This is a genomic window from Amycolatopsis sp. NPDC041971 (assembly GCF_055588925.1).
Window position 1 is genome coordinate 66,587 of record NZ_JBVJCE010000018.1, and the last position, 22,639, is coordinate 89,225.

The following is a 22,639-nucleotide window of genomic DNA, read 5'->3' on the forward strand; positions in this document are numbered from 1 at the left end:
GCGAGTGGCTCGCAGGCCGTCGTGAGAGCGGTCGGGTGAGAAGGTTACTCGCCAGTCGGTTTCCGCGCTGCCGCAGGTCGTGGTGAAGGCCTCGCGCCGGATGTGGCCTTCGGCACATCGGCCGCCCGCAACTGCACAGTGGCTTCCGAATCGGGCGACGGCTTCGCCTTGAGTTCCGCCGGGACCTGCGGTTCGCCGCCGAGCACGTGCGTCGCCTCGGCGAGCGCGGTCCGCGCGGTGCGGACCTGCTCGGAGAGACTGGAGCGCACCTTGCGGAGCGCTTCCACCCGTTCGGTGGCCTGAGTGATCCGCCGGTTGGATTCCTCGGTGGCCTGCCGGACGCGGCGGCGTGCCTCGTCGGCCGCCTCGGCGAGCCGGGCGTTGGCCTCGGTGATCGAGTCCTGCTTGCGCTTGTTGGCGTCGGCGACGGACTCCCGCTGACGGCGTTCGATGTCGGCTTTGGCCGCCGTCTCCTCTTCGAGCACCTTCGCGCGGATGGCGGCGGCGTCCTCGGTGGCCTCGCGGACGCGGCGGGCGGCCTCGGCCTTGCTCGCGGCCTCCTGCTCGGCCAGCGCGTGCATGGCCTCGGCGCGGCGCGACGCCATCGCGATCTCGAAGTCCTCTTCGACCTGCGTGCGGCGCTGCTGCGACTCGGCGTCGAGCTTGTCGCGCTCGGCCTTCGCCTTGTCGACGATGTCCTTCGCCTCGGCGCGGGCCTTCTCGAGCACACCGCGGTGCTCGGCCTCCATCTCCTTGCGACGGAGGTCGAGCTCGTTGAGCAGCTGCTCATAGCGGGCACGCATGGCGCTCGCGTCGGTCTCCGCCTTCGCGCGGATGTGCCCAGCTTCGGCTTCCGCGCGCGCCTTGGTGTCGGCGGCCTCGTCCTGCGCGAGCCGCAACATGCGCTGCAGGCGCTCGGAAAGGCCTTCGACACTCGTCGGCGGCTGGGCGAGCCGGTCGACCTGCCCACGCAGGTCCGCGATCTCGCCGCGCGCGATCTCCAGCTGCCGTGCCAGGTCGCCCGCTTGCCCGATGGCGGCATCGCGATCGGCGGTGAGCATCTTCAGATCGGCGTCCAGCCGTTCGAGATGTTCGTCGACCTGCGCACGGCTGTAACCGCGCTTCGCCACGTCGAAGCCGGCTCCCAGCGGCACTAGCTCCCGTTCCTCGCCAAGGCTCATCCTTCTACCGTAGTCGAGCTGGAGTCACGGAAGGGTGAGCACCCACGCAACGCGCGGCGAAAGCGCGTTCTGGCGCGCTAAACGTTCCGGAACGCGTTGATCCCGTCGATGTGCTTTTCGCGCAGCTCGTGGTTCCGGACGCCCAGACCCTCTTCCGGCGCAAGGGCGAGCACGCCGACCTTGCCCTGATGCGCGTTGCGGTGGACGTCCAGCGCGGCCTGCCCGGTGTCCTCGAGGGCGTAGGTCTTCGACAGCGTCGGGTGGATCAGACCTTTCGCGATCAGCCGGTTCGCCTCCCACGATTCGCGGTAGTTGGCGAAGTGGCTGCCGATGATCCGCTTGAGGTTCATCCACAGGTAGCGGTTGTCGAACTGGTGCAGGTAGCCCGACGTCGACGCGCACGTGACGATCGTGCCGCCCTTGCGCGCGGCGTAGACCGACGCGCCGAAGGTCTCGCGGCCAGGGTGCTCGAAGACGATGTCCGGGTCCTCGCCGCCGGTCAGCTCGCGGATCTTCTTGCCGAACCGCTGCCACTCCTTCGGGTCCTGGTCGTGCTCGTCCTTCCAGAACTTGTAGCCCTCACCAGTGGCGCTGCTCCGGTCGATGATCAGCTCCGCGCCGAGTTTCCGGCAGATCTCGGCCTTTTCGGGGCTGGAGACCACGCACACGGGGATCGCGCCGCCGTTGAGCGCGTACTGCGTGGCGTAGGAACCGAGGCCGCCCGAAGCGCCCCAGATCAGCACGACGTCGCCCTGCTTCATGTCGGCGCCGTTGCGCGAGACGAGCTGGCGGTAGGCCGTGGAGTTCACCAGACCGGGGGAGGCGGCTTCCTCCCAGGTGAGGTGGCCCGGCTTCGGCATCAGCTGATTCGCCTTCACGAGCGCGATCTCGGCGAGCCCGCCGAAGTTCGTCTCGAAACCCCAGATCCGCTGCTCGGTGTCGAGCATCGTGTCGTTGTGCCCGTCCGGGCCCTCGAGTTCGACGTTGAGGCAGTGCGCGACGACCTCGTCGCCCGGCTTCCAGTTGTGGACGCCGGGGCCGGTACGCAGCACGACGCCGGACAGGTCCGAGCCGACGACGTGATAGGGCAGGTCGTGGCGCTTCGAGAGCGGCGAAAGCCGTCCGTAGCGCTCCAAGAACTTGAAGGTCGAGACCGGTTCGAAGATCGAGGTCCAGACGGTGTTGTAGTTGATCGCGCTGGCCATGACCGCGACCAGCGCCTCGCCGGGGCCGAGTTCCGGTGTCGGGACCTCGTCCACGTGCAGCGACTTGCGCGGATCCTTGTCCCGGCTTTCGAGGCCCTCGAACATGCCTGCCTCGTCCTTGCGCACGGTCACCCCGCGATAGGACTCCGGCACGTCGAGCGACGCCACGGCGCCGAGGTCATCGTTGAGAATGGCCTGCTGGATGTCGCCGATCTGCGTCATCGAAACCTCCGCGATTGGGGGGACGGCGTAGGCGCAACAAATTACTCACCGGTAACCAGGTTCACAACTGTACGAGACGTGGAGCACGTACACATCCCGAAGTGTTATCGGCCGGTCTTGACCGGCTGGCCAATCAAGTGGACCATCGGCGGTGGAGATCTCTCCGACCTGCAGGTTCAGCCGATTCGCGGAGGTGAGCACGCATGAACGAACCCACGACGCGCCCTTGGACCCGTCCCCATGACTGGGCGGAGGTGGTCATCGGTGTCGTGGTCGCGCTTTCACCCCTCTGGATGACCACAAACAACACCGCCATGTGGTCGCTCGTCATCCTCGGCGTTCTGATCGCCCTCGACGGTCTCGCGTCGCTTGCGATGCCTGGCATGGTTTACGGCGAAGGCATCCAGATCGTCTTGGGCGCGCTGCTGTTCATTTCGCCCTGGGTGATGGGATACGCCGACTTCATGGGCGCGTCCTGGACCGCTTGGATCGGCGGCGTCCTGACCGTGGTGGCCGGGGCGGCGGCGATGCCGATCGCCCAGGCGACGCACCGGACGGCGGGGCAACACTGACCCAGGAGGAAACGGCGTGAAAGAGGATTCGGCGAAACAGCGCATCCTGCGGGCCGCGGAGGCGCTTTTCGCCGAATCCGGTTTCGACGCCACGCCCACTTCGCGGATCGCGGAGCGGGCGGGCGTGCCGAAAGGCCTGGTGCACTACTACTTCCGGCGTAAGTCGGATCTGCTGGCAGCGCTGGTCGCCGAACTGCCGGATGCCAGGATCGAACCTGCCGTCGTGGTCGTCCCCGGCGACCTCGCGGGCAGTCTTCGCGGCCTCGTCGTGGAACTCGACAGACGGTTCAACCGCTCCTTGGCGCTGTCACACCTGCTGTGGCGCGAGGCCGACACGCACCGCGCGGTCCGCGACGCGCTGGCCGACCGGTTCCAGCAACTGGTCCGGCAGGTGAAGGCGGTGATCGTCGCCGCGACCGGCGGCAAACTCGCGATCGCCGACGTCGATTCGGCGTCGGGACTGCTCGCGCGGGCGGTCAGCCACCGTCACGCGACGGCGCGGCACACCGAGGACGGCGACCCCGCCGAGATCGATCGCGAGGTCCTCTTCATCGCGGAAGCGTTGACGCGAGGTCAGTGACCTTCCTTCGCGGGCTCGACCAGTTCCACCAGCACGCCGCCGGCGTCCTTCGGATGGACGAAGTTCACCCGGCTGTCGGAAGTGCCGCGCTTCGCCTCGTCGTAGAGCAGCCGGAGGCCCCGCGCGCGCAGCGCCGCCGCGGCGGCGTCCACATCGGACACTCGATATGCCAGCTGCTGCAGGCCGGGGCCGCTCTTCGCGAGGAATTTGCCGATCGCGGAATCCTCGCGCAGCGGCGCGAGGAGCTGGATCGCGGTCTCGGTCCCGGCGGTGCCCGGCGCGCGCAGCATCGCTTCGCGGACGCCCTGCTCCTCGTTGACCTCCTCGTGCGCGACCTCCAAGCCGAAATGCTCGGCGTGGAAGGCGATCGCGGCGTCGAGGTCGGGTACCGCGATGCCGACGTGGTCGATGGCCGTCACGAACGGTTTCAGCGCCTGGTTCATGCAGAGCAGGATAGGTGCGCGCGCGGGCTGACCGGCGTGCGCCGCCTCACACTGGCTCCATCAAGAGACCCGCGACCCGGGTATGGTCGCGAAGACCCCCTTTGCCCTTGCGCCGATGCTTGGAGGACGCCGTGTCCGGTTCCGTGATCCTGGGTGCCGCCCGTACACCGATCGGGCGATTGCTCGGTTCCCTGAAGGACTTCTCGGGCGCACAACTCGGCGGATTCGCCATCAAGGCGGCACTGGAGCAGGCCGGTGTCTCGCCGGACGCGATCCAGTACACGATCATGGGCCAGGTGCTCACCGCCGGTGCGGGCCAGATCCCGGCCCGCCAGGCCGCGGTGGCCGCCGGTATCCCGATGACCGTCCCGGCGCTGACCGTCAACAAGGTCTGCCTTTCCGGTCTCGACGCCATCGCGCTCGCCGACCAGCTCATCCGCGCGGGTGAGTTCGACCTGATCGTGGCAGGCGGCCAGGAGTCGATGACCCAGTCGCCGCATCTGCTGCCGAAGTCCCGCGCGGGCTTCAAGTACGGCGACACCACACTCGTCGACCACATGGCCTACGACGGTCTCTTCTGCGCCTTCGACCAGGTCGCCATGGGCTCGTCCACGGAGAAGTACAACAGCCGCTACGGCATCACCCGCGAGCAGCAGGACGAGTTCTCCGCGCGCTCGCACCAGCGTGCCGCCGCCGCCATCGCGGAGGGCCGCTTCGACGCCGAGATCGCGCCGGTGTCGATCCCGCAGCGCAAGGGCGACCCGATCATCTTCTCGAAGGACGAAGGCGTCCGCGCCGACACCACCGCGGAAGGCCTCGCGAAGCTGCGCCCGGCATTCGCCTCCGACGGCACGATCACCGCCGGTTCGGCTTCGCAGATCTCCGACGGCGCGGCCGCGGTCATCGTCGCGAGCAAGGCCAAGGCCGAGGAACTGGGGCTGACGCCGCTCGCCGAGATCGGCGCGCACGGGGTGGTCGCCGGCCCGGACGCGAGCCTGCACGAGCAGCCGTCGAACGCGATCCTGGCCGCGCTCGCCAAGGAGAAGCTGACCGCGGACGCGCTCGACCTCATCGAGATCAACGAGGCGTTCGCCGCCGTCGGCCTCGTCTCCGGTGACAAGCTCGGCGTCAGCGCGGACAAGGTGAACGTCGACGGCGGCGCCATCGCGCTCGGTCACCCGATCGGCGCGTCCGGCGCTCGGCTCGCCGTGCACCTGATCCACGAACTCCGCCGACGCGGTGGCGGCCTCGGCGCGGCCGCTCTCTGCGGTGGCGGCGGCCAGGGCGACGCGCTGCTGCTCCGCGTCCCGTAAAGCCCTTGCCGGTACAGCTGGACATCGACGAACTGGTCGATCGCGCGCGGGACGGCGTCCCCCGCGCGATCGCCCGGTTGCTGTCGCTGGTCGAGGACGCCCATCCGCGGTTGCCCGAAGTCGCGGCGAAGCTGACGCCGCACACGGGCAACGCGCGGGTCATCGGGCTGACCGGCCCGCCCGGTGTCGGCAAGTCGACATCGACGTCCGCGTTGCTCACCGCGTTGCGGGCGAAGGGGTCGAGGGTCGGCGTCCTGGCGATCGACCCCTCGTCGCCGTTCTCCGGCGGCGCGCTGCTCGGTGACCGGATCAGGATGACCGAGCACGCCACCGATCCCGGCGTGTTCATCCGTTCGATGGCCACCCGCGGACATCTCGGCGGACTTTCGTGGGCGACTCCGCAGGCGGTCCGGGTGCTCGACGCGGCCGGTTTCGACGTCGTGCTGATCGAGACCGTCGGCGTCGGTCAGTCCGAAGTGGACGTCGTGAAACTGGCCGACACCACGGTGGTCCTGCTCGCGCCCGGAATGGGCGACGGGATCCAGGCGGCCAAGGCGGGGGTGCTGGAGATCGCGGACGTGTTTGTGGTCAACAAGGCCGACCGCGACGGCGCGGACGCGACCGTGCACGACCTCAAGCAGATGATCTCCTTGGTACGCCGGGAGATTCGCGGTCCGAGCTGGCGTCAGCCGATCGTGCGGACGGTGGCTTCACGGGGCGAAGGCGTCGAAGACGTCGTCCGAGCGTTGGACGAACACCACGATTGGCTGGTCCAGCGCGACGAACTGCCCGGTCGTCGCACGGCGCGAGCCCGTGACGAGGTCGAGGCGATCGCCGTACAGCGGCTGCGCGCGGATCTCGTCGACCTGCGCTCCGGCGACCGGCTCACCGAACTGGCCGGACGTGTGGTGGCGAGGACGCTCGACCCGTTCGCGGCGGCCGAAGAACTCATCAAAGACCTTCGCGACTCGTAAGGACGGTTCACGCCGTCGGGTCGCGGGGGTCGTGAGTGGCGATTCGTGTTCTAACCCTGATCGCCACTCACGACGCCCGTTTCGGTCAGAGGATCTCGATGACGCGGACCTTCGGCGGCCGATTCGGGAAACCGATATCGGTCCACCGGTTGATTCTCACGTCGGCGCCATTGCTGTCGTAGTACATCAGGTCGTTGTTGCCGGTGTAGATCCGGTCGATCCACCAGCCCCCGAAGCTGATCCGCCCGCGGTTGGCGTAGCAGTCGACGCCGCTGCTCCCGCCGAGGTGCGACCAGATCTTCAGGAAGTTCTCCCGTCACGACAGGGGATGTGGTCGATGGCGAACGACGTGCCGGTCGGCACGAGCAGGCTGAACGCGGCGGCAGCGGCGGCCGCCGCTGCCAGGATGCGCCGGGCCGTCTTCTTGCTCGAGATCACGGAGTTCTCCCTCAGCGAATGTGAAAAGGAGGGTGCATCGGGCGAGAACGAGCATCTCGATCACCGGCGGCGCTTGTCAATTTCCCGGAGCGTCGGGACAGTCAAGTCTGACCTTGAGGGCAGCGGTCAGAATTCGACGTACATCTTGATGTCGCCGAAATCGCTGTCGAGGTTGTCCAAATGGGCGATCGCGTCCTCTTTCCAGGCCTCGAGCTGGTTCGTCTCGCCGTAGGTGAGCTGCTCGCCGTCGGCCACCTTGTTGGCGTAGTTCGTGATCGTGACGGTCTGCCCCCGGCAGAACTCGACGCGCTCCAGGAAACTGTCGGCCATGTCGGGGTCGAAGACGCGGCCCATCCGGACGTAGCCGTTGTTGATGTGCTCCTCGCAGTAGAAGTGCGCCGCGGCCGAGGCGATCCACTCGGTGAACGACGGGTCGCGAGGCGGCCACTTCTCCCGGACGTGTGCCTTGATCTCCCTGGCGAGGCGGATGACCCGCCGCCGTTCGAGATCGGTCAGCCCGTCCTCCTTGCGGAAGTCGAGGATCATGTCGTCGACGACCTTGGCGAGCCTGAGCATGCGCGGTTTGTCGAGTTCGGCCGGCTTGTCCGGCGGCAGCCCCGCCATGACCCGTTCGTGCACGAGGACATACTGCGTGTACGCGTACAGGAAGGTCAGGGCGTTCAGCTGCCATTGGTGTCGTTCGGCGATCTCCACGGTTCCGACCCTAACCGCGGACCTACTTCCGGACCTGTGTGAGCGGTGGGGATTCACCCTATGCTCTCTTCTTCGTCCACGGCTGGGAGGCAGGAACCGTGCAGAGGATCGCGAAGGTCTTTGTGGCAGTGCTGGGTGCCGGGCTGATGCTCGCGGCCGGTACCGGAACGGCGTCCGCGGAGGGCGCGCCGCCGAAAATCACGAAGGGGCCGTGCCAGTACACGCAGACGCCGGACGAGCCGGCCGCGCGGCCGGTCCCGTTGCCGCCGGACCCCCGTCGCACGCCGGATCGGGGCAAGGTGCCGGTGCAGCTGAAGACCAATCAGGGCAAGATCGACCTGACCCTCGATCGGGCGAAGGCGCCGTGCACGGTGCAGAGCTTCCTGCACCTGGCGAAGCACCGGTTCTACGACCGCACGACCTGCCACCGGCTGACGGCGTACCCGACCTTGAAGGTGCTGCAGTGCGGTGACCCGAGCGGCACCGGCGAGGGCGGCCCCGGCTACAAGTACAAGGACGAACTGCCCGTGGGCCTGCCGCCCGCGCCGACCGACCCGACCGGCGAGCGCAAGGTGTACTCGCGCGGTGTCCTCGCGATGGCCAACGCGGGCCCGGCGACGAACGGCAGCCAGTTCTTCGTCGTGTACGGCGACTCCGCGCTGCGTCCGAACTACACGATCTTCGGCACTGTCGGGCACGAAGGCCTCGAAACCCTCGACGACGTCGCCGCCGGCGGCATCAAGCCGACGCCGGAGAACCCCGCCCCGGTCGACGGCGCCCCCGTGCTGAAGACCGACATCCTCCGGGCGCGCCCCTGGTTCTGCTGATCCCCACGCGTTTCGTCCTCTGAATGCGGTAGTACGCGTAACGAACCACCGCATTCAGAGGACGAAACGCGGGGATTAGGTGACCTCGAAGATGGCCTCGCGCAGGGCCTGGATGGCGCCGCCGAAAGCGTGCTTCGCGGCGGCGCCGTATCCGATGATGAGCCCTTCGCGTTGCGGCTCGCCGATCCCGTGACCGCTGAGCCCTTCGAGCCCGATCGCTCGGCGGCGGCAGGCGGCCAGCACCTCCATCTCCCCGGGGAGGTCACCGGGAAACTGGAGCACCAGATGCAGCCCGGCGGAGATCCCCTGTGGCAGCACGGAATCCGGCAAAGCGGCGAGCAGCCGGTCCCGCCGGGAGCGGTACTCGGCGCGGCAGCGGCGGATGTGCTGATCGTAGGCGCCCGATTCGATCAGTTCGGCCATCGCCAGCTGGTCCAGCAGGGCCGGCCGGGCCCCGCTCGCGGCCATCTCCGCGCGTACCGGTTCGACCAGGAACCGCGGCAGCACCATCCAGCCCAGTCGCAGCGACGGCGCGAGCGTCTTGCTCGTCGTACCCACGTACACGACCCGTTCGGGCGCCAGCGCCTGCAACGCGCCGACCTGCTGGTGGTCGAACCGGAATTCGCCGTCGTAGTCGTCCTCGATGACGACGGCGCCGGTTTCCTCCGCCCAGCGGGTGAGTTCCGCCCGTCGCCCTGGCGCGAGGGTGACACCCAGCGGGTACTGGTGCGCCGGGGTGACCACGACCGCCGGACTGTCCAAAGCGGACACCGTGATCCCGTGGTCGTCGACCGGGACGCCGGTCACCCGGGGACCGTTGCAGGCGGCGATGTTCCGGTAGATGTGCAGTGACGGGTTCTCGAAGGCGATCTCGTCCGCGCCACGCGCGTGCAGGACCCGCGCCAGGATCGCGATCGCGTGCGAGAACCCGGCGCACACCAGGATGCGCTCGGGATCGGCGACCACGCCGCGGCTGCGGGCCAGGTACGCGGCGAGCGTCTCCCGCAGTTCCGGCGCGCCGGACTCGGCTGTGTAGTCGAACGCCGACATCGGTGCCCGGTGCAGTGCCCGGCGGGTCGCCGCGAGCCAGGCGGAGCGGGGGAACGATGACAGGTTCGGCCTGCCGGGGCGCAGATCCCAGCGCGGCGCGGGGTCGCGGGGGACGGGCCGCGGCGGAGAGGCGGGCAGCGCGCCCGCCGTCGCGACGCGGGTCGGCGCGCCCTGCGCCGTCCGCAGGTATCCCTCGGCGGCGAGGTCGGAGTAGACCCGGGTGACCGTGCCCCTGGCCACCCCGAGGTCCTGCGCCAGCGCCCTGGTCGAGGGCACCGCGGCACCCGCCTGCCAGCGTCCCTCCCGGATGGCCGCCCGGATCGCTGTGGCGAGCCCGGTCCGGCCGCTTTCGGGACGCCAGTCCAGATGGACGTCCATTCCCGAACTGGACCATGATTCTGCCATGCGACTGGACCATACTCGTGGGCCAGTCGCCGCTAGATTCGACGGTATGACCGAGCGAATCCATGTGGGCAAACGAGTGCCCGAGATCTACCAGGCCATGTCGAAGCTGCAGGCCGAAGTCGAGAAGGCCGCCGCCAACGCCGGTGTCGACCAGAAGATCCTCGAACTGGTCAAGATGCGGTCGTCGCAGATCAACCACTGCGCTTTCTGCCTCGACATGCACTCTCATGAAGCGCTGCAGATGGGCGAGTCGCCGCGGCGGCTGTTCGTGCTTCAGGGCTGGCGCGAGACCGAGCTGTTCACCGAGCAGGAGCGCGCCGCGCTCGCGCTCACCGAGGCGATCACCAACGTGGCGACCGTGCACGACGTGCCGGACGACGTCTATGAAGAGGCCACCCGCGTCTTCACCGAGGAGCAGTACCGCGCCGTCGTCTGGGAGGCCATCGCGATCAACAGCTGGAACCGGATGTGCGTGACCAGCCACGCGCCGCTGCCCGAGCGCGCCGAATGACGGCGGCGCGGCTGCGGGAACTGCACGTCGCGGGTACGCCGCTGCTCCTGCCGAACGCGTGGGACGCTGACAGCGCGCGTCTCGTCGAAGCCGCCGGGTTCCCGGTCGTGGCGACGAGTTCCTTCGCCGTCGCGAAGATCCTCGGGTACGACGACGGGGAAGACGCGCCGGTCGACGAAATGTTCGCGGCGGCGTCGAGGATCGCGCGGGCGGTCTCGGTTCCGGTGACTGTCGACGCGGAAGGCGGGTACGGGCTCGAAGCGGGCGAACTCGCGGCGAGACTGGCCGAAGCGGGTGCCGTCGGTTGCAACTACGAGGACACCGACCACGCTTCGGGCGGCGTTCGTTCGCCGGTGGCGCAGGCGGAACGGATCGCGGAGTTGCGCGAGGCGACCGGAGACGCGCTGGTGATCAACGCCCGCGTCGACGTCTTCCTCGGCGCGTCCGACGAGCGGGCCGTACTGGACGACGCGATCTTGCGGGCCAAGGCGTACTTCGAAGCCGGGGCGGACTGCGTCTACCCGATCATGGTGAAATCGCCGGACGTGCTCGGCGATTTCGTGCGGGCGGTCGCGCCGGGGGCGGTCAACGCTTCCCCGGTGCCCGGAGGCCCCGATCTCTCCGCGCTCGCCGCACTGGGGGTGGCGCGGATCTCGCTGGGCACCGGGCTGTGGAAGTCGGTCCGCGCCGATCTTCGCGCGAAACTGGACGAACTGGCGGCGGGGAAGCTGCCTTACTGAAGGAAAACCGGGACGGTGCGGCCGGGGGCGTCGGATGCCGGCCGCACCGTCCCGGCGCCTAGTGGGCGACGGCCTTTTCGGCACCCACGCCGGTGAGCGAGCGGACCTCCATCTCGGCGTACTTCTTCTGGTTGTGCTCCTTGGACAGCACGGTGCCGAGCCAGCCGAGGAAGAACGCCACGGGGATCGAGACGAGGCCCGGGTTGTCCAGCGGGAACCAGTGGAAGTCGACGCCCTGGATCATCGAGGCGCTCTTCCCGGTCTTGGCGTCGACGGGCTTACCCGAGACCGCGGGCGAGAAGACGATCAGCACGATGCAGACCGCGAGCCCGCCGTAGATGCTCCACAGCGCGCCTTGGGTGTTGAACCGCTTCCAGAACAGCGAGTACAGGATCGTCGGCAGGTTCGCCGACGCCGCCACCGCGAACGCGAGCGCCACCAGGAACGCGATGTTCTGTCCGTTGGCGAGGATGCCGCCGAGGATCGCGACCGCGCCGATCACCAGCGCGGTGATCCTGGCGACCTTGACCTCCGAGGCCGGGGACGCCTTGCCTCTCTTGATCACGTTGGCGTAGACGTCGTGCGCGAACGATGCCGACGCCGTGATCGTCAGACCCGCGACCACGGCGAGGATCGTCGCGAAGGCGATCGCCGCGATCAGGCCGAGCAGGACCGGTCCGCCGAGTTCCAGCGCCAGCAGCGGAGCCGCCGAGTTCACGCCACCGGGCGCTGCCTTGATCCTGTCCGCGCCGACCAGCGCGCCGGCACCGTAGCCGAGCACCAGGGTGAACAGGTAGAAGACGCCGATCAGCGCGATCGCCCACACCACGGAACGACGGGCTTCCTTCGCCGTCGGCACCGTGTAGAAGCGCATCAGGACGTGCGGCAGGCCCGCGGTGCCGAGGACCAGCGCGATGCCCAGCGACAGGAAGTCCAGTTTGGTGGTGCCGGTCTTGCCGTACTGGTTGCCCGGCCCGAGCAGCGCTTCACCGGCGCTGCCCGCCCGGTCCACGGCACCTTGCAGCAGCGAGGAAAGGTTGAAGCCGTACATGGCCAGCACCCACAGCGTCATCACCAGCGCGCCGACGATGAGCAGCGCGGCCTTGATGATCTGGACCCAGGTGGTGCCTTTCATCCCGCCGATGAGCACGTAGGCGATCATGATGATGCCGACGATCACGATGATCGCGGCCTGCCCTGCCTTGCTCTCGATCCCGAGCAGCAGCGCGACGAGACCACCGGCCCCGGCCATCTGCGCCAGCAGGTAGAAGAACGAGACGGCCAGGGTGGACGTCGCCGCCGCGGCCCGCACCGGGCGCTGCTTCATCCGGAACGCCAGCACGTCGCCCATGGTGAACTTGCCGGTGTTGCGCAGCAGTTCCGCGACCAGCAGCAACGCCACCAGCCATGCCACCAGGAAGCCGATGGAGTAGAGGAAACCGTCGTAGCCGTAGACGGCGATCGCGCCCGCGATCCCGAGGAACGACGCGGCGGACAGGTAGTCGCCCGCGATGGCGACGCCATTCTGCGGACCGGTGAACGCGCGGCCCGCGGCGTAATAGTCCGACGCCGTCTTCGAGTTGCGGCTGGCCCGGAACACGACGAACAGCGTGACGACCACGAAGAGGCCGAAGATGGTGATGTTGAGTACGGGGCTGCTGCCCTCGACTCCGGCGGCGAGGGTCATTTGGTCTCACTCTCGAGGTCCGTGCGGATCTTCTCCGCGATGGGGTCGAGTTTCTTGTTCGCGTAGCGGACGTAGAGCCCGGTGATCACGAAGGTCGAAACGAACTGCAGCAGACCGAAGACGAGGCCGACGTTGATGTTGCCGACCAGCTTCGTGCTCATGAAGCCGTGCGCGTAGTCGGCGAGCAGCACGTAGAGCAGGTACCAGACGAGGAACAGCGCCGAGACCGGGAACACGAACCGGCGCAGCCGCGCACGCAACTCCTTGAATTCGGGGCTGTCGTGGGCTTTGTCCCAGTCCGTTTCAGGCGGACCGGGAGCGTTCGTTTCGGTACTCATCGTGCTCTCCTCGCGCCGTGAATGTGTTCCGCGACACGTTAAGGAGAGGTCAAGGAGACCGGAACCTTCAGCGGTTCGAACGTCCGCCGAGACGACGAACGGTCGACGAACGGTGGTCCGGCCACGACGAAGGGGTCTCGGCTGTGCGATCGTCCAGATGCAGCCGCAACATGGCGGCCGTCGACCAGGCGGGTGGCCTGCCCCGCAAGGAAACCACGATCATTACGCCGAATGCCAGCGGAACCGACCACGGCGCCGGCTGCGACACCAGGATCGCGGGCAGACCGCTCAGGCTCGGCACGAACAGTGCCACCAGAATCGAGCCCGAAGACGCGACGAGCCCGGCGAGGACGCCGCAGATCGCGCCCGCGGCGGTGAGCCGGTTCCACCAGATGCCGAGTACCAGCAACGGGCAGAACGTCGACGCGGCCACGGTGAAACCCCAGGTGACGAGGACGCCCGCGTCCAATCTGGCCGACGGTAGCGCGAGCAGGACCATCACCGCCGCCGCCCCGAGCACCGAGCAGCGCAGTCTCCGCAGGCCGCCGGGCGCCAGGTCGTGCGCGACCGCGCCGGAGATCACCAGCAGCAGCCCGAGCGACGTCGCCAGGAACGCGGCGAACGCCCCCGCCGTCAGCAGTCCGGTGAACAGCGACCCCGCCCAGCCGTCGTCGACCTGCGCCGGCAGCGCGACGACGACGGTGTCCGTCGCGCCGGAGACGTACAGTTCGGGCACCAGCACCCGGCCGAGAACGCCGTAAACCCCTGGGAACAGGTAGAAGACGCCGAGCAGGGCGACGGTGATCGCCGCGGTGCGGCGCGCGGCGCGGCCGTCCGGGCTGGTGTGGAAGCGCATCAGGACATGCGGCAGGCCCATGGTGCCGAGCATGGTGGCGATCAGGATCGCCCACGTGCCGAGCAGCGGATAGCCCTGGTCGCCGAGGTCGAGCAACGGCCGTTGCCAGTCCGGCCCGCCCAGCGGGGCACCACCCCGGACGGCGGGAACCGGTGTGCTCTCGGCGAATTCCAGTGTCTGCCCGCTCCTGGCCAGCAGTTCCCCCGGCGGCACGACGTGCTTCTCCGGGGTGAGCAGGGTGGTCGGCTCGCGCAGGGTCAGTGTCACGTCGATCTCGAAGGACAGCCGGGTGTCGCGGGCGAAGTGGGTGAACTCCACCGGGTGCACCGCTGCCGACCGTTCCTCCGGGGAGACCTGGGAAACCAGCCAGATCGCGGGGACGATGAACAACAGCAGTTTCAGCACGAACTGGAAGGCTTGGACATAGGTCGCCGCGCGCATCCCGCCGAGCGCCAGTGTCGCGCTGACGGCGGCACCCGCGATGACGACACCGACCCAGTACGGCGTGCCGCCGACGGCGGTCAGCACCAGCCCCGCGGTACGGAACTGCGGGACCAGGTAAAGGGTTCCGATCACGAGGACGACGACCGCGGCGAGGCGGCGCAGGGCGGGGGAGGCCAGCCGCGCTTCGGCGAAGTCCGGGACGGTGAGCGCGCCGGAGCGCCGCATCGGCGCCGCGACGAGCACCAGCATCGCGATGTACCCGGCGGTGAACCCGACCGGGTACCAGAGCGCGCCGACGCCGTCCTTCACCACCAGCCCCGCCACCCCGAGGAACGACGCCGCGGACAGGTATTCGCCGGAGACCGCGGCCGAGTTGACCAGCGGCGAGATCCGCCGCGAGGCGACGAGGAAGTCCGACGTCGTGCGCATGGCCGCGACACCGCGCAGCCCGATCAGCAGCGTGATCAGCACGACGGGGGCCACCGAGAGTGCGGCGACCACTAGTCGTCCTCGATCTTTTCCGCGCGGCGCAACTGCCACCACGAAAGCAGTGCCATGGCCGGATACGGGAGGATCGCGATCATCAGCCAGGACACCGGGATACTCAGCAGCCGCGCCGAATCCAGCCCCGGGAACACCCCGAACACCAGCGGGAGCCCGAACACCAGCCCGAACATCCCCGCCAGGGCGGGGAGCCCGCGACGGCGCTGGGCCCGGTAAAGCGCGTCCGCGCGTTCGGCGTCGCCCGCGGCCAGCCGGGGGACACGCCAGCGTCCGCGCGCACGGCGCCGCGAATGCGCGAGCCGGGTCTGCGGGCTGGTGACGGCGACCCGTTTGACGCGGCTCAAGGGCGGCCTCCCCGGCCGAGTTCGCCGCGTTGCGCGGCGGCGAGGAGCCGGTCGCGCAGGTCGCGCGCGTGGCGGCGGCTCACCGGCACGTCGCCCGCTTCGGTATGCGCCAGCAGCCCGCCCGTGGTGTCGCTGCGCAGTTCGAGCACCGCGTCCACGGCGAGTAGGAAACCCCGGTGCACGCGGGTGAAACCCGTTCCCTCCCAGTACTCTTCGAGCCGGGAGATGGGCATGCGTGTGACGTGGACGCCGGATTTGGTGTGCAGCCGGACGTAGTCGCCGTGCGCCTCGACGAACTGGACGTCGTCGCGCCGGACGTATCGTGTGCGCCCGCCGGATTCCACCGGCAGCGCGGACATCGCGTCCGGCGCCGGTTTCGGCTCGTCGGCCTGGTTGCCCGCCATACGGACCACTTTGGACAGTGCGGCGGACAGTCGTTCCGCGCGGACCGGTTTGAGCAGGTAGTCGACGGCGCCGATCCCGTACGCGGCCACGGCGTGACCGTCGTGCGCGGTGACGAACACGATCACCGGCGGCTGGTTGAGCCGCGCCAGCAGCGAGGCGAGTTCGAGCCCGTCGAGCCCCGGCATGGAGATGTCGAGGAAGACGGCGTCGAAATGACCGCCCTGCAACAGCTTGAGCGCGTTCAGCGCGTCACCGGCCGCGACCACCTCGGCGACTTCGGGTGCTTCGCGCAGCAGACTGCACAACTCGTCGAGAGCGGGTGGGACGTCGTCGACCGCCAGTACCCGCAGCCCGTTCGTCACGGCAGCACCCCCGGCTGGAATCGGGGCACGCGCACCACGACCCTGGTACCCGCGCCGGTCTCGGTCTCGACCGTCAGGCCGTACCACGGCCCGTAGACGTTGCGCAGCCTTCTGTCCACATTGGCCAGCCCGACGCCGCCGTCGTCGCCGCGTCCGGCCAGGATCGCCGCCGCGCGCGCGGGGTCCATGCCGACACCGTCGTCCTCGACGCTGATCACGCAGTCGTTCCCTTCCGCCATTCCCTGAACCTGGATGAACCCCGCCTCGGCGCGTGGCTCGATTCCGTGCCGGATCGCGTTCTCCACCAACGGTTCCAGCACGAGGTACGGCACCGCGACGGCCAGCACCTCCGGCGCGACCCGCACCTGCACCCGCAGCCGCTCGCCGAGCACCGCGCGCTGCAACGCCAGATACGTCTCGACGGCGCGGAACTCCTCGGCGACCATCGTGTACTCGCCGTGCCGGGCGAGGCTGTAGCGGGTGTACTCGGCGAAGTCGAGCATCAGGTCGCGGGCGCGATCCGGGTCGGAGCGGACCAGCGAGGAGATCACGGTGAGCGCGTTGTAGACGAAATGCGGCGAGATCTCGGCCCGCAGCGCCCGCAGTTCGGCCTCCGCGGCCTGCTCGGCGGAGGCTTCCAGCCTGCCGCGTTCGAGCGCGTGGACCACGAGTTCGACGGCCTGGCGGGCGACGGCGGTCTTGCCTTCGGTGACCAGGAGAACGCCGGCCAGTTCGTCGTGGACGTGGAGCGGCAGCGCCAGCAGCCCGGGCTCGGACACCGGCGTCTCGGAGTGGAGGACCTCGTCGAGCGCCGAGACGACGACGTCGTCCGCCGCCGGGCGGCCGGACCAGATCAGCGAGCCGGAAAGGTCGGTCAGCCCGAGGCCGGGGACGCCGAACAAGCGGCGGAGGCCGTGCGTGGCGTGACGCGCGCGGGGCCCGGCGAGGCCGTCCATGAGATCGTCGGAGACGCGCTGGGCGGCGGCGAGCACCGGCACCGGATCCGCGCTCGCGGCGGGACGCCAAGGCAGCCGGGTGCTCATCGGCCACCTCCCTCCGCGACGTCGAGGACTGGATCCTAACGTCGGCGCGGGTTTCGGCGGTTACGCTCCGGGCATGGTCACTGGGGATGCCGTTGTGCTCCGGCTGGATGTCGTGATGCGCCGGCTCGCGTGGGCAGGGTTCGCGGTGTTCGGCGGGGGCGGAGTGGTGGCCGTCGTCGTTTCGCTGTTCTCACGCTCGGTTTCCGGGGTGGTGTTTAGCCTGGTCAGCGTGGGTTTCGCGGGGCTGATCCTGCTCGCTCTGCGGCGCTCGGCAGGCTCGCTGACGATTTCGGCCTCGGGCTTCGAGGTGGCGGGTCGGTTCGCCGTCGGGTGGACCGAGGTGCGGCGGCTGCGGGTGTGGCGGGAGAAGCGGCGGGTAGGGCGGTGGACGCACTGGTGGCATTACCGGCTGTCGTGGGCCGGTACCGGTCCGGAGCTGCTGCTGGAAGACGGCGAGTACGTGTACGCGCTGGGTCACCTGGGTGGGGGCGCCAGGCTGTATGCGGCTCTCACGCGCTTCGCTCCTGCTGGGGTGGTCGAGTTCGCGGAGTGAACGGTCCCCGGGGTGCTAGGAACGGACCGTTCCTTGCGAAATTTGCAAGGAACGGTCCGTTCATAGCGCTTACCGGTGCTATGCGTCGAGCAGGAGTTCGCTCACGATCGCTCCCGCTTCTCGGGTGCGGGCGGACGGCAGCGAATGACCGTGACGGAACCCTCCACAGTGGACTGACCGACGTCGAACGGGACCACGTAGGTCTCGCCCTTGGCCAGTGCGTACTCGCCACCGTGTTCGGTGCGGAGCGTTCCCGAACCGTCCATGACGACCAGTACTGCGAACGATGGATCGAGTGACAACGATGTCGACCTCCCGGAAACAGCGGGACGGAGCTGGTCGGCACGGAAGAAGGCGTCACTGCCGTCGGCGAGAAGGTCCACAGTGGACGCGCCGTCGCCCGCGGTGCGCTTGACGATCGAGCCGAGCCGTTCTTCGTCCCAGCCGGAGGTGTCCAGGGTTTCGATGGCGGCCTCGAACCCGATGCCGAGGTGCGCCTTCTCCGGGTTCGCCAGGAAGTCCCGCCATTCGAGGGTCAGCGAGAAGTCGGTCGGTTGCTGGAGCTCGACGACGAACACGCCTTCGCCGATCGCGTGCGGCAGGCCCGCCGGGATGTAGACGGTGTCGCCGGAGGTGACCGCGACACTGTTCAGCGCGTCGAGCATGGCGGGCGCGTCCTGGGTGCGGGCCCATTCGTTGACCGTCGCTTTGTCGACGGTCTCCTTGAAGCCGGGGTAGACGCGGGGGTCGTCGCCGTAAGTGCCGACCACGATCCACGCTTCGGTCTTGCCGAAGTGCGAGTCGAAGTGCCGCTTCGCGAACGAGTCCGACGGGTGGAAGTGCACGGGCAGGCGCTGGCCCGCGTCGAGCAGCTTCACCAGCAGGCCGGTCGAATCGCCGAGCGCCTCGACGTGTTTCGCGCCGAGCCAGGCGGACGGGTTCTCGCGGACGGCGTCACGCAGCCAGACCCCACCGGGCAGCTTGGTCAGGCCGTCGGTCTCCTGGCCGAACATCGTGGTGACCGAGCCGACCCAGTCTTCGGGACCGAATTTGGACTCCGAGGGGGCGCCCCGCAACGCGGCGATGGCGTCACCGCCGCGGTAGAACTGCGGCGGCTGGTTCGCCGGCAGGCGGATCGGTTCGAGGTGGCCGCTCATGAAGGGGCGACCTCCCCGGAACCGCGGGCTACGAGATGCACGGGCAGAACTACCTTTCTCGGGGCGGATTGATCTCCCTGGACCCGGGCGAACAGCAGTTCCGCGGCCGCCCGGCCCAGCGCGCTCACGTCGTGCGCGATCACGGAGACCGGCGGATCCAGCAGATCCGCCAGTTCGAAGTCGTCGAAGCTGATCATCGCGGGACGCCGCTCGGTGTGCGCCAGCGCGCGCAGCAGGTGCACGGCGACCCGGTTGTTGCCCGCGATCACGGCGGTGGCCGGATTCGGCCCGGTGAGCAGCCGTCGCACGGCGTCGCCGACGCTCTCGGCGGTCGGCGTCCGCATCACGACGAGGTTCTCGTCGTAGGAAATCCCGTTGCGGACACAGCCCTCCCGGAACCCGCGCAGCCGTTCGCCCGCGGTGAAGATGTCCGGGCTGTCGGCGAGGAACGCGATCCGCCGGTGACCGTGTTTCGCCAGGTGGGCGACCGCTTCGACGGTGCCGCCGATGTTGTCGACGAGCACCGTGTCGGCCACGATGTCGCCGGCGGGCCGGTCGAGGAACACCGCCGGTGTGCCGGCGCGCATCTCGGGGACCAGGTAGCCGTGCTGCATCCCGGCCGGGACCACGAGGATGCCGTCGACCCGGCGGGAGCAGAACTCCAGGACCAGTTCGCGTTCGCGGTCGGAGTTCTCCTCCGACGAACCGGTCAGCACCTGGCGGCCGAACGAGGTCGCGATGCGTTCGACGGCCCGGTTGAGCTCCGAGTAGAACGGATTTCCGACGTCTTCGACGATCAGGCCGATCGTCCCGGTCGTCGAGCCGCGCCGCAGGTTCCGCGCGCCGAGGTTGCGCCGGAATCCGAGCTGCTCGATCGCCGCCATGACGCGCTCCGCGGTGTCCGGATGGACGGCGGGCTCGTCGTTCACCACCCGCGAGACGGTCTTGATGCTCACGCCCGCGAGGCGGGCCACGTCACTCATCGTGGCCCGTCGGCCGGTGGTGCGGTGGCCGTTGTCCGGGCCGCTGGAAGACAACGTTGTCATAGTGGCCGGAATTGAACGCCGGCGAAGCGATGATGTCAATGCCCGATTCGCGTCACCCCGGTTTTCCGAAGTCGAACCGTTACGAGTCGAACCCCGGTGGCCGCTGTCCGGAATCGGACAGGTTCGTCGGACCCCTTGACCGAGTGGTCTGTTCTTGTCGAAGGTGAGCAGACAGCGACAACGTTGTCAGGAGGCGGCCTTTCTCATGCCTGCACGCACTTCGACCCGCGTCGCCGGGTTGCTCACCGCGCTTGTCGTCCCCACTGGGCTGCTCACGCCCGTCGCGGCGGCGGCGCCCGGTGGCGACCCCGTGGACGCGGTCAACACCTTCATCGGTACCAAGGACGACGGCAACACCTTCCCCGGTGCCTCGGCGCCTTTCGGGATGACCCAGGTCAGCCCGATCTCGTCGCATTACGCCGGTTACCGCTACGACGACACCGCGATCCGCGGTTTCGGGCATTTCTTCCTGTCCGGCGCGGGCTGCTGGGAGCAGGGCGGCCTCGTGTCGTCCCTGCCCACCGCCGGCGCGGTCGGACCCGGCGCGGCGTTCGACACGGACAAACCCGAGACGTTCGACCACCGGAGGTACGCCTCGCCGTACACGCACGAGGGCGAGGTCGGGAAACCCGGCTACTACAAGGTGCGGCTCACCGGCTACGGCGGCGTCGACGCGGAGACCACCGCGACCACACGGATCGGTGTCGAGCGGTACACCTTCGCGAAATCGGGCGACGCGAACGTTTTCGTCAACGTCGGGCAGGCCAACGACAAGGAACCCGTGACGGCGAGCCAGATCCGCGTCGTCGGTGACCGGACGGTCGAGGGAATGGCGGAGTCGCAGGCGTTCTGCGGCGGCAAACCGTACAAGACCTGGTTCACCACGACGTTCGACAAGCCGTTCAAGTCTTTTGGCACTTGGTCGCCGACGGGTGGCACACCGGGCTCGAAGGAGTCCGCAGGCGGTGAAGGCCTGCGCGGTGCCTGGCTCACTTTCGGCGGCGGACAGGTCACCGCGACGACGGCGATCTCCCATGTGGACGCGTTCGGCGCCCAGCTCAATCTGGCGGCCGAGAAGGGCCGCTCGTTCGAAGCGGTCCGCGACGGCGCACAGCGTGCCTGGCGCAAGGAACTGTCCTCAGTGGACATCAAGGGCGCGTCGAAGGACGACCGCACGGTGTTCTACACCTCGCTCTACCACGCGCTGCTGCAGCCGCTGACCGGCAACGACGCCGACGGCCGTTACCGCGGTTTCGACGACAAGATCCACCGGGCGCTGGGTTGGACCTACTACGAGTTCTTCTCGTTGTGGGACACCTATCGCACGCAGAACCAGCTGCTCGCTCTCCTTCGCCCGGCGCGGGCGAAAGACGTCGCGAAGTCCGTGCTCGCCATCCACGACCAGGGTGGCTGGTTGCCGCGCTGGGCGTACGCGAACCAGGAGACGAACACGATGACCGGTGATCCGGTCACCCCGTTCCTGGTAGACCTGTGGCGCTTCGGCGCGTTGTCCGGACAGGAATTCAAGGCGTACCGGGCGCTTCTGCGGAACTCGCGGGAGATCCCGCCCCCGTCCTCGCCGTTCCAGGGGCGCTCGGGGAACGCGAGTTACCAAAAGGACGGGTTCGTCCAGTACGACAAGGACTTCCCGAAGAAGGGGCAGGACACCGACCCGAACCACGGCGCTTCGGCCACGTTGGAATACGCGCTCGCGGACTGCTCGCTGTCCATCATGGCCGCCGGGCTCGGGAAGAAGGACGACGCGAAGGCCTTGGCGGACAAGGGACGCGGCTATCGCACGCTGTGGGACTCTTCGGTGACCGACCGCGGCTTCACCGGTTTCTACCGGCCCAAGCTCGAAGGCGGCGAGTGGTTCAGCCCGGCGGGCAAGCCGTTCGACCCGCAGAGCCAGGACGGCTTCCACGAGGGTACGTCGTGGCAATACCAGTGGCTGACCCAGCAGGACGTCCCCGGGCTGGTCGAGCGCATGGGCGGGAAGGAGAACGTCGGCAAGCGGCTCGACGACTTCTTCGCCTACGGGGATCTGGTCGAGGACCCGGCGAAGACCGTGCGCGAGGAATGGGTCGTCGGCCCGTACAACTACTACAACCAGTTCCGCTACAACCCGAACAACGAGCCCGATCTCCACTCGCCCTGGATGTACACGCTGACCGGCCAGCCGTGGAAGACCTCGGCCGTGGTGCGCGCCGCGCACACGTTGTTCACCAACGCGCCGAACGGTGTCACCGGGAACGACGACCTCGGGACCATGTCCGCGTGGTACGTCTTCAGCGCGCTGGGCCTGTATCCGGCGGTGCCGGGCACCGGCCAGTTCGTGCTCAACGCGCCGCGGTTCGAGAAGTCCGTGGTGCATCTGGAGAACGGCCGTGACATCACGATCAAGGCCCGCGGCGCCGACGCGTCGAAGCTCCAGTACGTCCAAGGACTGGGAACCGGCTCGCAGCGGGCGTATGTCGGGTTGGAACAGTTGACGCGAGGGACCACTTTGGACTTCAAGCTCGCGGATTTTGACAGCGCTGCCCCGTCGAAGGCGACGTGGGGGACCGGTCCCGAAGGGGCGCCGAAATCACCCTGCGCCGGGTCTTAGACCGGTTCGTGCCAGGGTCGTGAGGAGTGTCACGGCCCCCGGTGTTCCGGTGAGGGCCGTCACGCCTCACACTGGTATGACCACGTCCGACAGCGCTGTTGACGTTCTTGGCAGTCC

At 68.7% G+C, this 22,639-nt stretch carries 24 protein-coding genes; 9 read left to right on the forward strand and 15 right to left on the reverse strand.

Annotation, left to right across the window (positions count from 1 at the left end; translation table 11 throughout):
* Window positions 1–44: 44 nt before the first annotated feature.
* Complete coding sequence (locus ACZ6DT_RS30500; RefSeq protein WP_465601868.1) at window positions 45–1,181, reverse strand: chromosome segregation protein; 1,137 nt, start codon at window positions 1,179–1,181, stop codon at window positions 45–47.
* Window positions 1,182–1,258: 77 nt separating this feature from the next.
* Window positions 1,259–2,608: a crotonyl-CoA carboxylase/reductase gene (ccrA, locus tag ACZ6DT_RS30505; RefSeq protein ID WP_465601871.1), complete on the reverse strand. Its 1,350-nt coding sequence runs from the start codon at window positions 2,606–2,608 to the stop codon at window positions 1,259–1,261.
* A 203-nt stretch (window positions 2,609–2,811) separates the two neighbouring features.
* Between ccrA and ACZ6DT_RS30510 the strand changes: the two genes are divergently transcribed.
* Window positions 2,812–3,180: an SPW repeat protein gene (locus tag ACZ6DT_RS30510; RefSeq protein ID WP_465601873.1), complete on the forward strand. Its 369-nt coding sequence runs from the start codon at window positions 2,812–2,814 to the stop codon at window positions 3,178–3,180.
* 16 nt (window positions 3,181–3,196) lie between these two features.
* A complete protein-coding gene (locus tag ACZ6DT_RS30515; RefSeq protein WP_465601875.1) occupies window positions 3,197–3,760 on the forward strand; it encodes a TetR/AcrR family transcriptional regulator in 564 nt (187 codons plus the stop codon).
* Here the strand turns inward: ACZ6DT_RS30515 and mce are convergent.
* Window positions 3,754–4,203 carry a methylmalonyl-CoA epimerase gene (mce, locus tag ACZ6DT_RS30520; protein ID WP_465601877.1) on the reverse strand — a complete coding sequence of 150 codons (450 nt, stop codon included), beginning with the start codon at window positions 4,201–4,203 and terminating at the stop codon, window positions 3,754–3,756. The genes ACZ6DT_RS30515 and mce overlap by 7 nt on opposite strands.
* Window positions 4,204–4,334: 131 nt before the next feature.
* Between mce and ACZ6DT_RS30525 the strand changes: the two genes are divergently transcribed.
* On the forward strand, window positions 4,335–5,516 hold the full coding sequence (locus ACZ6DT_RS30525) for an acetyl-CoA C-acetyltransferase (protein WP_465601879.1): 1,182 nt from the start codon (window positions 4,335–4,337) through the stop codon (window positions 5,514–5,516).
* Window positions 5,517–5,521: 5 nt separating this feature from the next.
* A complete protein-coding gene (meaB, locus tag ACZ6DT_RS30530; RefSeq protein ID WP_465601881.1) occupies window positions 5,522–6,490 on the forward strand; it encodes a methylmalonyl Co-A mutase-associated GTPase MeaB in 969 nt (322 codons plus the stop codon).
* An 85-nt stretch (window positions 6,491–6,575) separates the two neighbouring features.
* Here the strand turns inward: meaB and ACZ6DT_RS30535 are convergent, their stop codons facing one another.
* The 3 genes from ACZ6DT_RS30535 to ACZ6DT_RS30545 all read right to left on the reverse strand — a co-directional run bounded on the left by ACZ6DT_RS30535 (window position 6,576) and on the right by ACZ6DT_RS30545 (window position 7,642).
* The gene (locus ACZ6DT_RS30535; protein ID WP_465602069.1) at window positions 6,576–6,794 is read right to left on the reverse strand and encodes a beta/gamma crystallin domain-containing protein; all 219 of its coding nucleotides are present in this window, start codon (window positions 6,792–6,794) and stop codon (window positions 6,576–6,578) included.
* Entirely contained in the window at window positions 6,791–6,928 is a 138-nt protein-coding gene (locus ACZ6DT_RS30540) for a hypothetical protein (protein ID WP_465601883.1), read from the reverse strand. The genes ACZ6DT_RS30535 and ACZ6DT_RS30540 overlap by 4 nt, the downstream gene beginning before the upstream one ends.
* Before the next feature lie 126 nt (window positions 6,929–7,054).
* Window positions 7,055–7,642 (reverse strand): hypothetical protein, encoded by a 588-nt coding sequence (locus ACZ6DT_RS30545; protein ID WP_465601884.1) that lies wholly within the window; start codon window positions 7,640–7,642, stop codon window positions 7,055–7,057.
* A 146-nt stretch (window positions 7,643–7,788) separates the two neighbouring features.
* Between ACZ6DT_RS30545 and ACZ6DT_RS30550 the strand changes: the two genes are divergently transcribed.
* Window positions 7,789–8,469 carry a peptidylprolyl isomerase gene (locus ACZ6DT_RS30550; protein WP_465602071.1) on the forward strand — a complete coding sequence of 227 codons (681 nt, stop codon included), beginning with the start codon at window positions 7,789–7,791 and terminating at the stop codon, window positions 8,467–8,469.
* 75 nt (window positions 8,470–8,544) lie between these two features.
* On the opposite strand, the gene pdxR is transcribed toward ACZ6DT_RS30550, so the two are convergent.
* Window positions 8,545–9,924, reverse strand: a complete 1,380-nt coding sequence (pdxR, locus tag ACZ6DT_RS30555; protein WP_465601886.1) for a MocR-like pyridoxine biosynthesis transcription factor PdxR — start codon at window positions 9,922–9,924, stop codon at window positions 8,545–8,547.
* Window positions 9,925–9,970: 46 nt separating this feature from the next.
* Here pdxR and ACZ6DT_RS30560 point away from each other — a divergent pair, with 46 nt between their 5' ends.
* Window positions 9,971–10,435 carry a carboxymuconolactone decarboxylase family protein gene (locus tag ACZ6DT_RS30560; protein WP_465601887.1) on the forward strand — a complete coding sequence of 155 codons (465 nt, stop codon included), beginning with the start codon at window positions 9,971–9,973 and terminating at the stop codon, window positions 10,433–10,435.
* A complete protein-coding gene (locus tag ACZ6DT_RS30565) occupies window positions 10,432–11,175 on the forward strand; it encodes an isocitrate lyase/PEP mutase family protein (RefSeq protein ID WP_465601889.1) in 744 nt (247 codons plus the stop codon). Before ACZ6DT_RS30560 ends, ACZ6DT_RS30565 begins: the two co-directional genes overlap by 4 nt.
* Window positions 11,176–11,233: 58 nt before the next feature.
* Here the strand turns inward: ACZ6DT_RS30565 and ACZ6DT_RS30570 are convergent, their stop codons facing one another.
* From ACZ6DT_RS30570 to ACZ6DT_RS30595, 6 genes are all read right to left on the reverse strand, one after another.
* Complete coding sequence (locus tag ACZ6DT_RS30570; protein ID WP_465601891.1) at window positions 11,234–12,862, reverse strand: solute symporter family protein; 1,629 nt, start codon at window positions 12,860–12,862, stop codon at window positions 11,234–11,236.
* Window positions 12,859–13,200 (reverse strand): DUF485 domain-containing protein, encoded by a 342-nt coding sequence (locus ACZ6DT_RS30575; protein WP_465601893.1) that lies wholly within the window; start codon window positions 13,198–13,200, stop codon window positions 12,859–12,861. Before ACZ6DT_RS30575 ends, ACZ6DT_RS30570 begins: the two co-directional genes overlap by 4 nt.
* A 67-nt stretch (window positions 13,201–13,267) precedes the next feature.
* Complete coding sequence (locus ACZ6DT_RS30580; protein ID WP_465601894.1) at window positions 13,268–15,001, reverse strand: sodium/solute symporter; 1,734 nt, start codon at window positions 14,999–15,001, stop codon at window positions 13,268–13,270.
* The gene (locus ACZ6DT_RS30585) at window positions 15,001–15,348 is read right to left on the reverse strand and encodes a hypothetical protein (RefSeq protein WP_465601895.1); all 348 of its coding nucleotides are present in this window, start codon (window positions 15,346–15,348) and stop codon (window positions 15,001–15,003) included. Before ACZ6DT_RS30585 ends, ACZ6DT_RS30580 begins: the two co-directional genes overlap by 1 nt.
* A complete protein-coding gene (locus tag ACZ6DT_RS30590) occupies window positions 15,345–16,115 on the reverse strand; it encodes a LytR/AlgR family response regulator transcription factor (RefSeq protein WP_465601896.1) in 771 nt (256 codons plus the stop codon). The genes ACZ6DT_RS30585 and ACZ6DT_RS30590 overlap by 4 nt, the downstream gene beginning before the upstream one ends.
* Window positions 16,112–17,158: a sensor histidine kinase gene (locus ACZ6DT_RS30595; protein WP_465601898.1), complete on the reverse strand. Its 1,047-nt coding sequence runs from the start codon at window positions 17,156–17,158 to the stop codon at window positions 16,112–16,114. Before ACZ6DT_RS30595 ends, ACZ6DT_RS30590 begins: the two co-directional genes overlap by 4 nt.
* A 73-nt stretch (window positions 17,159–17,231) precedes the next feature.
* Between ACZ6DT_RS30595 and ACZ6DT_RS30600 the strand changes: the two genes are divergently transcribed.
* The gene (locus ACZ6DT_RS30600) at window positions 17,232–17,711 is read left to right on the forward strand and encodes a hypothetical protein (RefSeq protein WP_465601900.1); all 480 of its coding nucleotides are present in this window, start codon (window positions 17,232–17,234) and stop codon (window positions 17,709–17,711) included.
* Between the two features lie 101 nt (window positions 17,712–17,812).
* On the opposite strand, the gene ACZ6DT_RS30605 is transcribed toward ACZ6DT_RS30600, so the two are convergent.
* Together ACZ6DT_RS30605 and ACZ6DT_RS30610 are read right to left on the reverse strand one after the other, a co-directional pair.
* Window positions 17,813–18,868, reverse strand: coding sequence for a class I mannose-6-phosphate isomerase (locus ACZ6DT_RS30605; protein WP_465601902.1), 1,056 nt, complete (start codon window positions 18,866–18,868; stop codon window positions 17,813–17,815).
* A complete protein-coding gene (locus ACZ6DT_RS30610) occupies window positions 18,865–19,851 on the reverse strand; it encodes a LacI family DNA-binding transcriptional regulator (protein ID WP_465602073.1) in 987 nt (328 codons plus the stop codon). Before ACZ6DT_RS30610 ends, ACZ6DT_RS30605 begins: the two co-directional genes overlap by 4 nt.
* A 268-nt stretch (window positions 19,852–20,119) precedes the next feature.
* On the opposite strand from ACZ6DT_RS30610, the gene ACZ6DT_RS30615 reads away from it, so the two are divergent.
* The gene (locus ACZ6DT_RS30615) at window positions 20,120–22,522 is read left to right on the forward strand and encodes a GH92 family glycosyl hydrolase (RefSeq protein ID WP_465601904.1); all 2,403 of its coding nucleotides are present in this window, start codon (window positions 20,120–20,122) and stop codon (window positions 22,520–22,522) included.
* Window positions 22,523–22,639 lie beyond the last annotated feature (117 nt).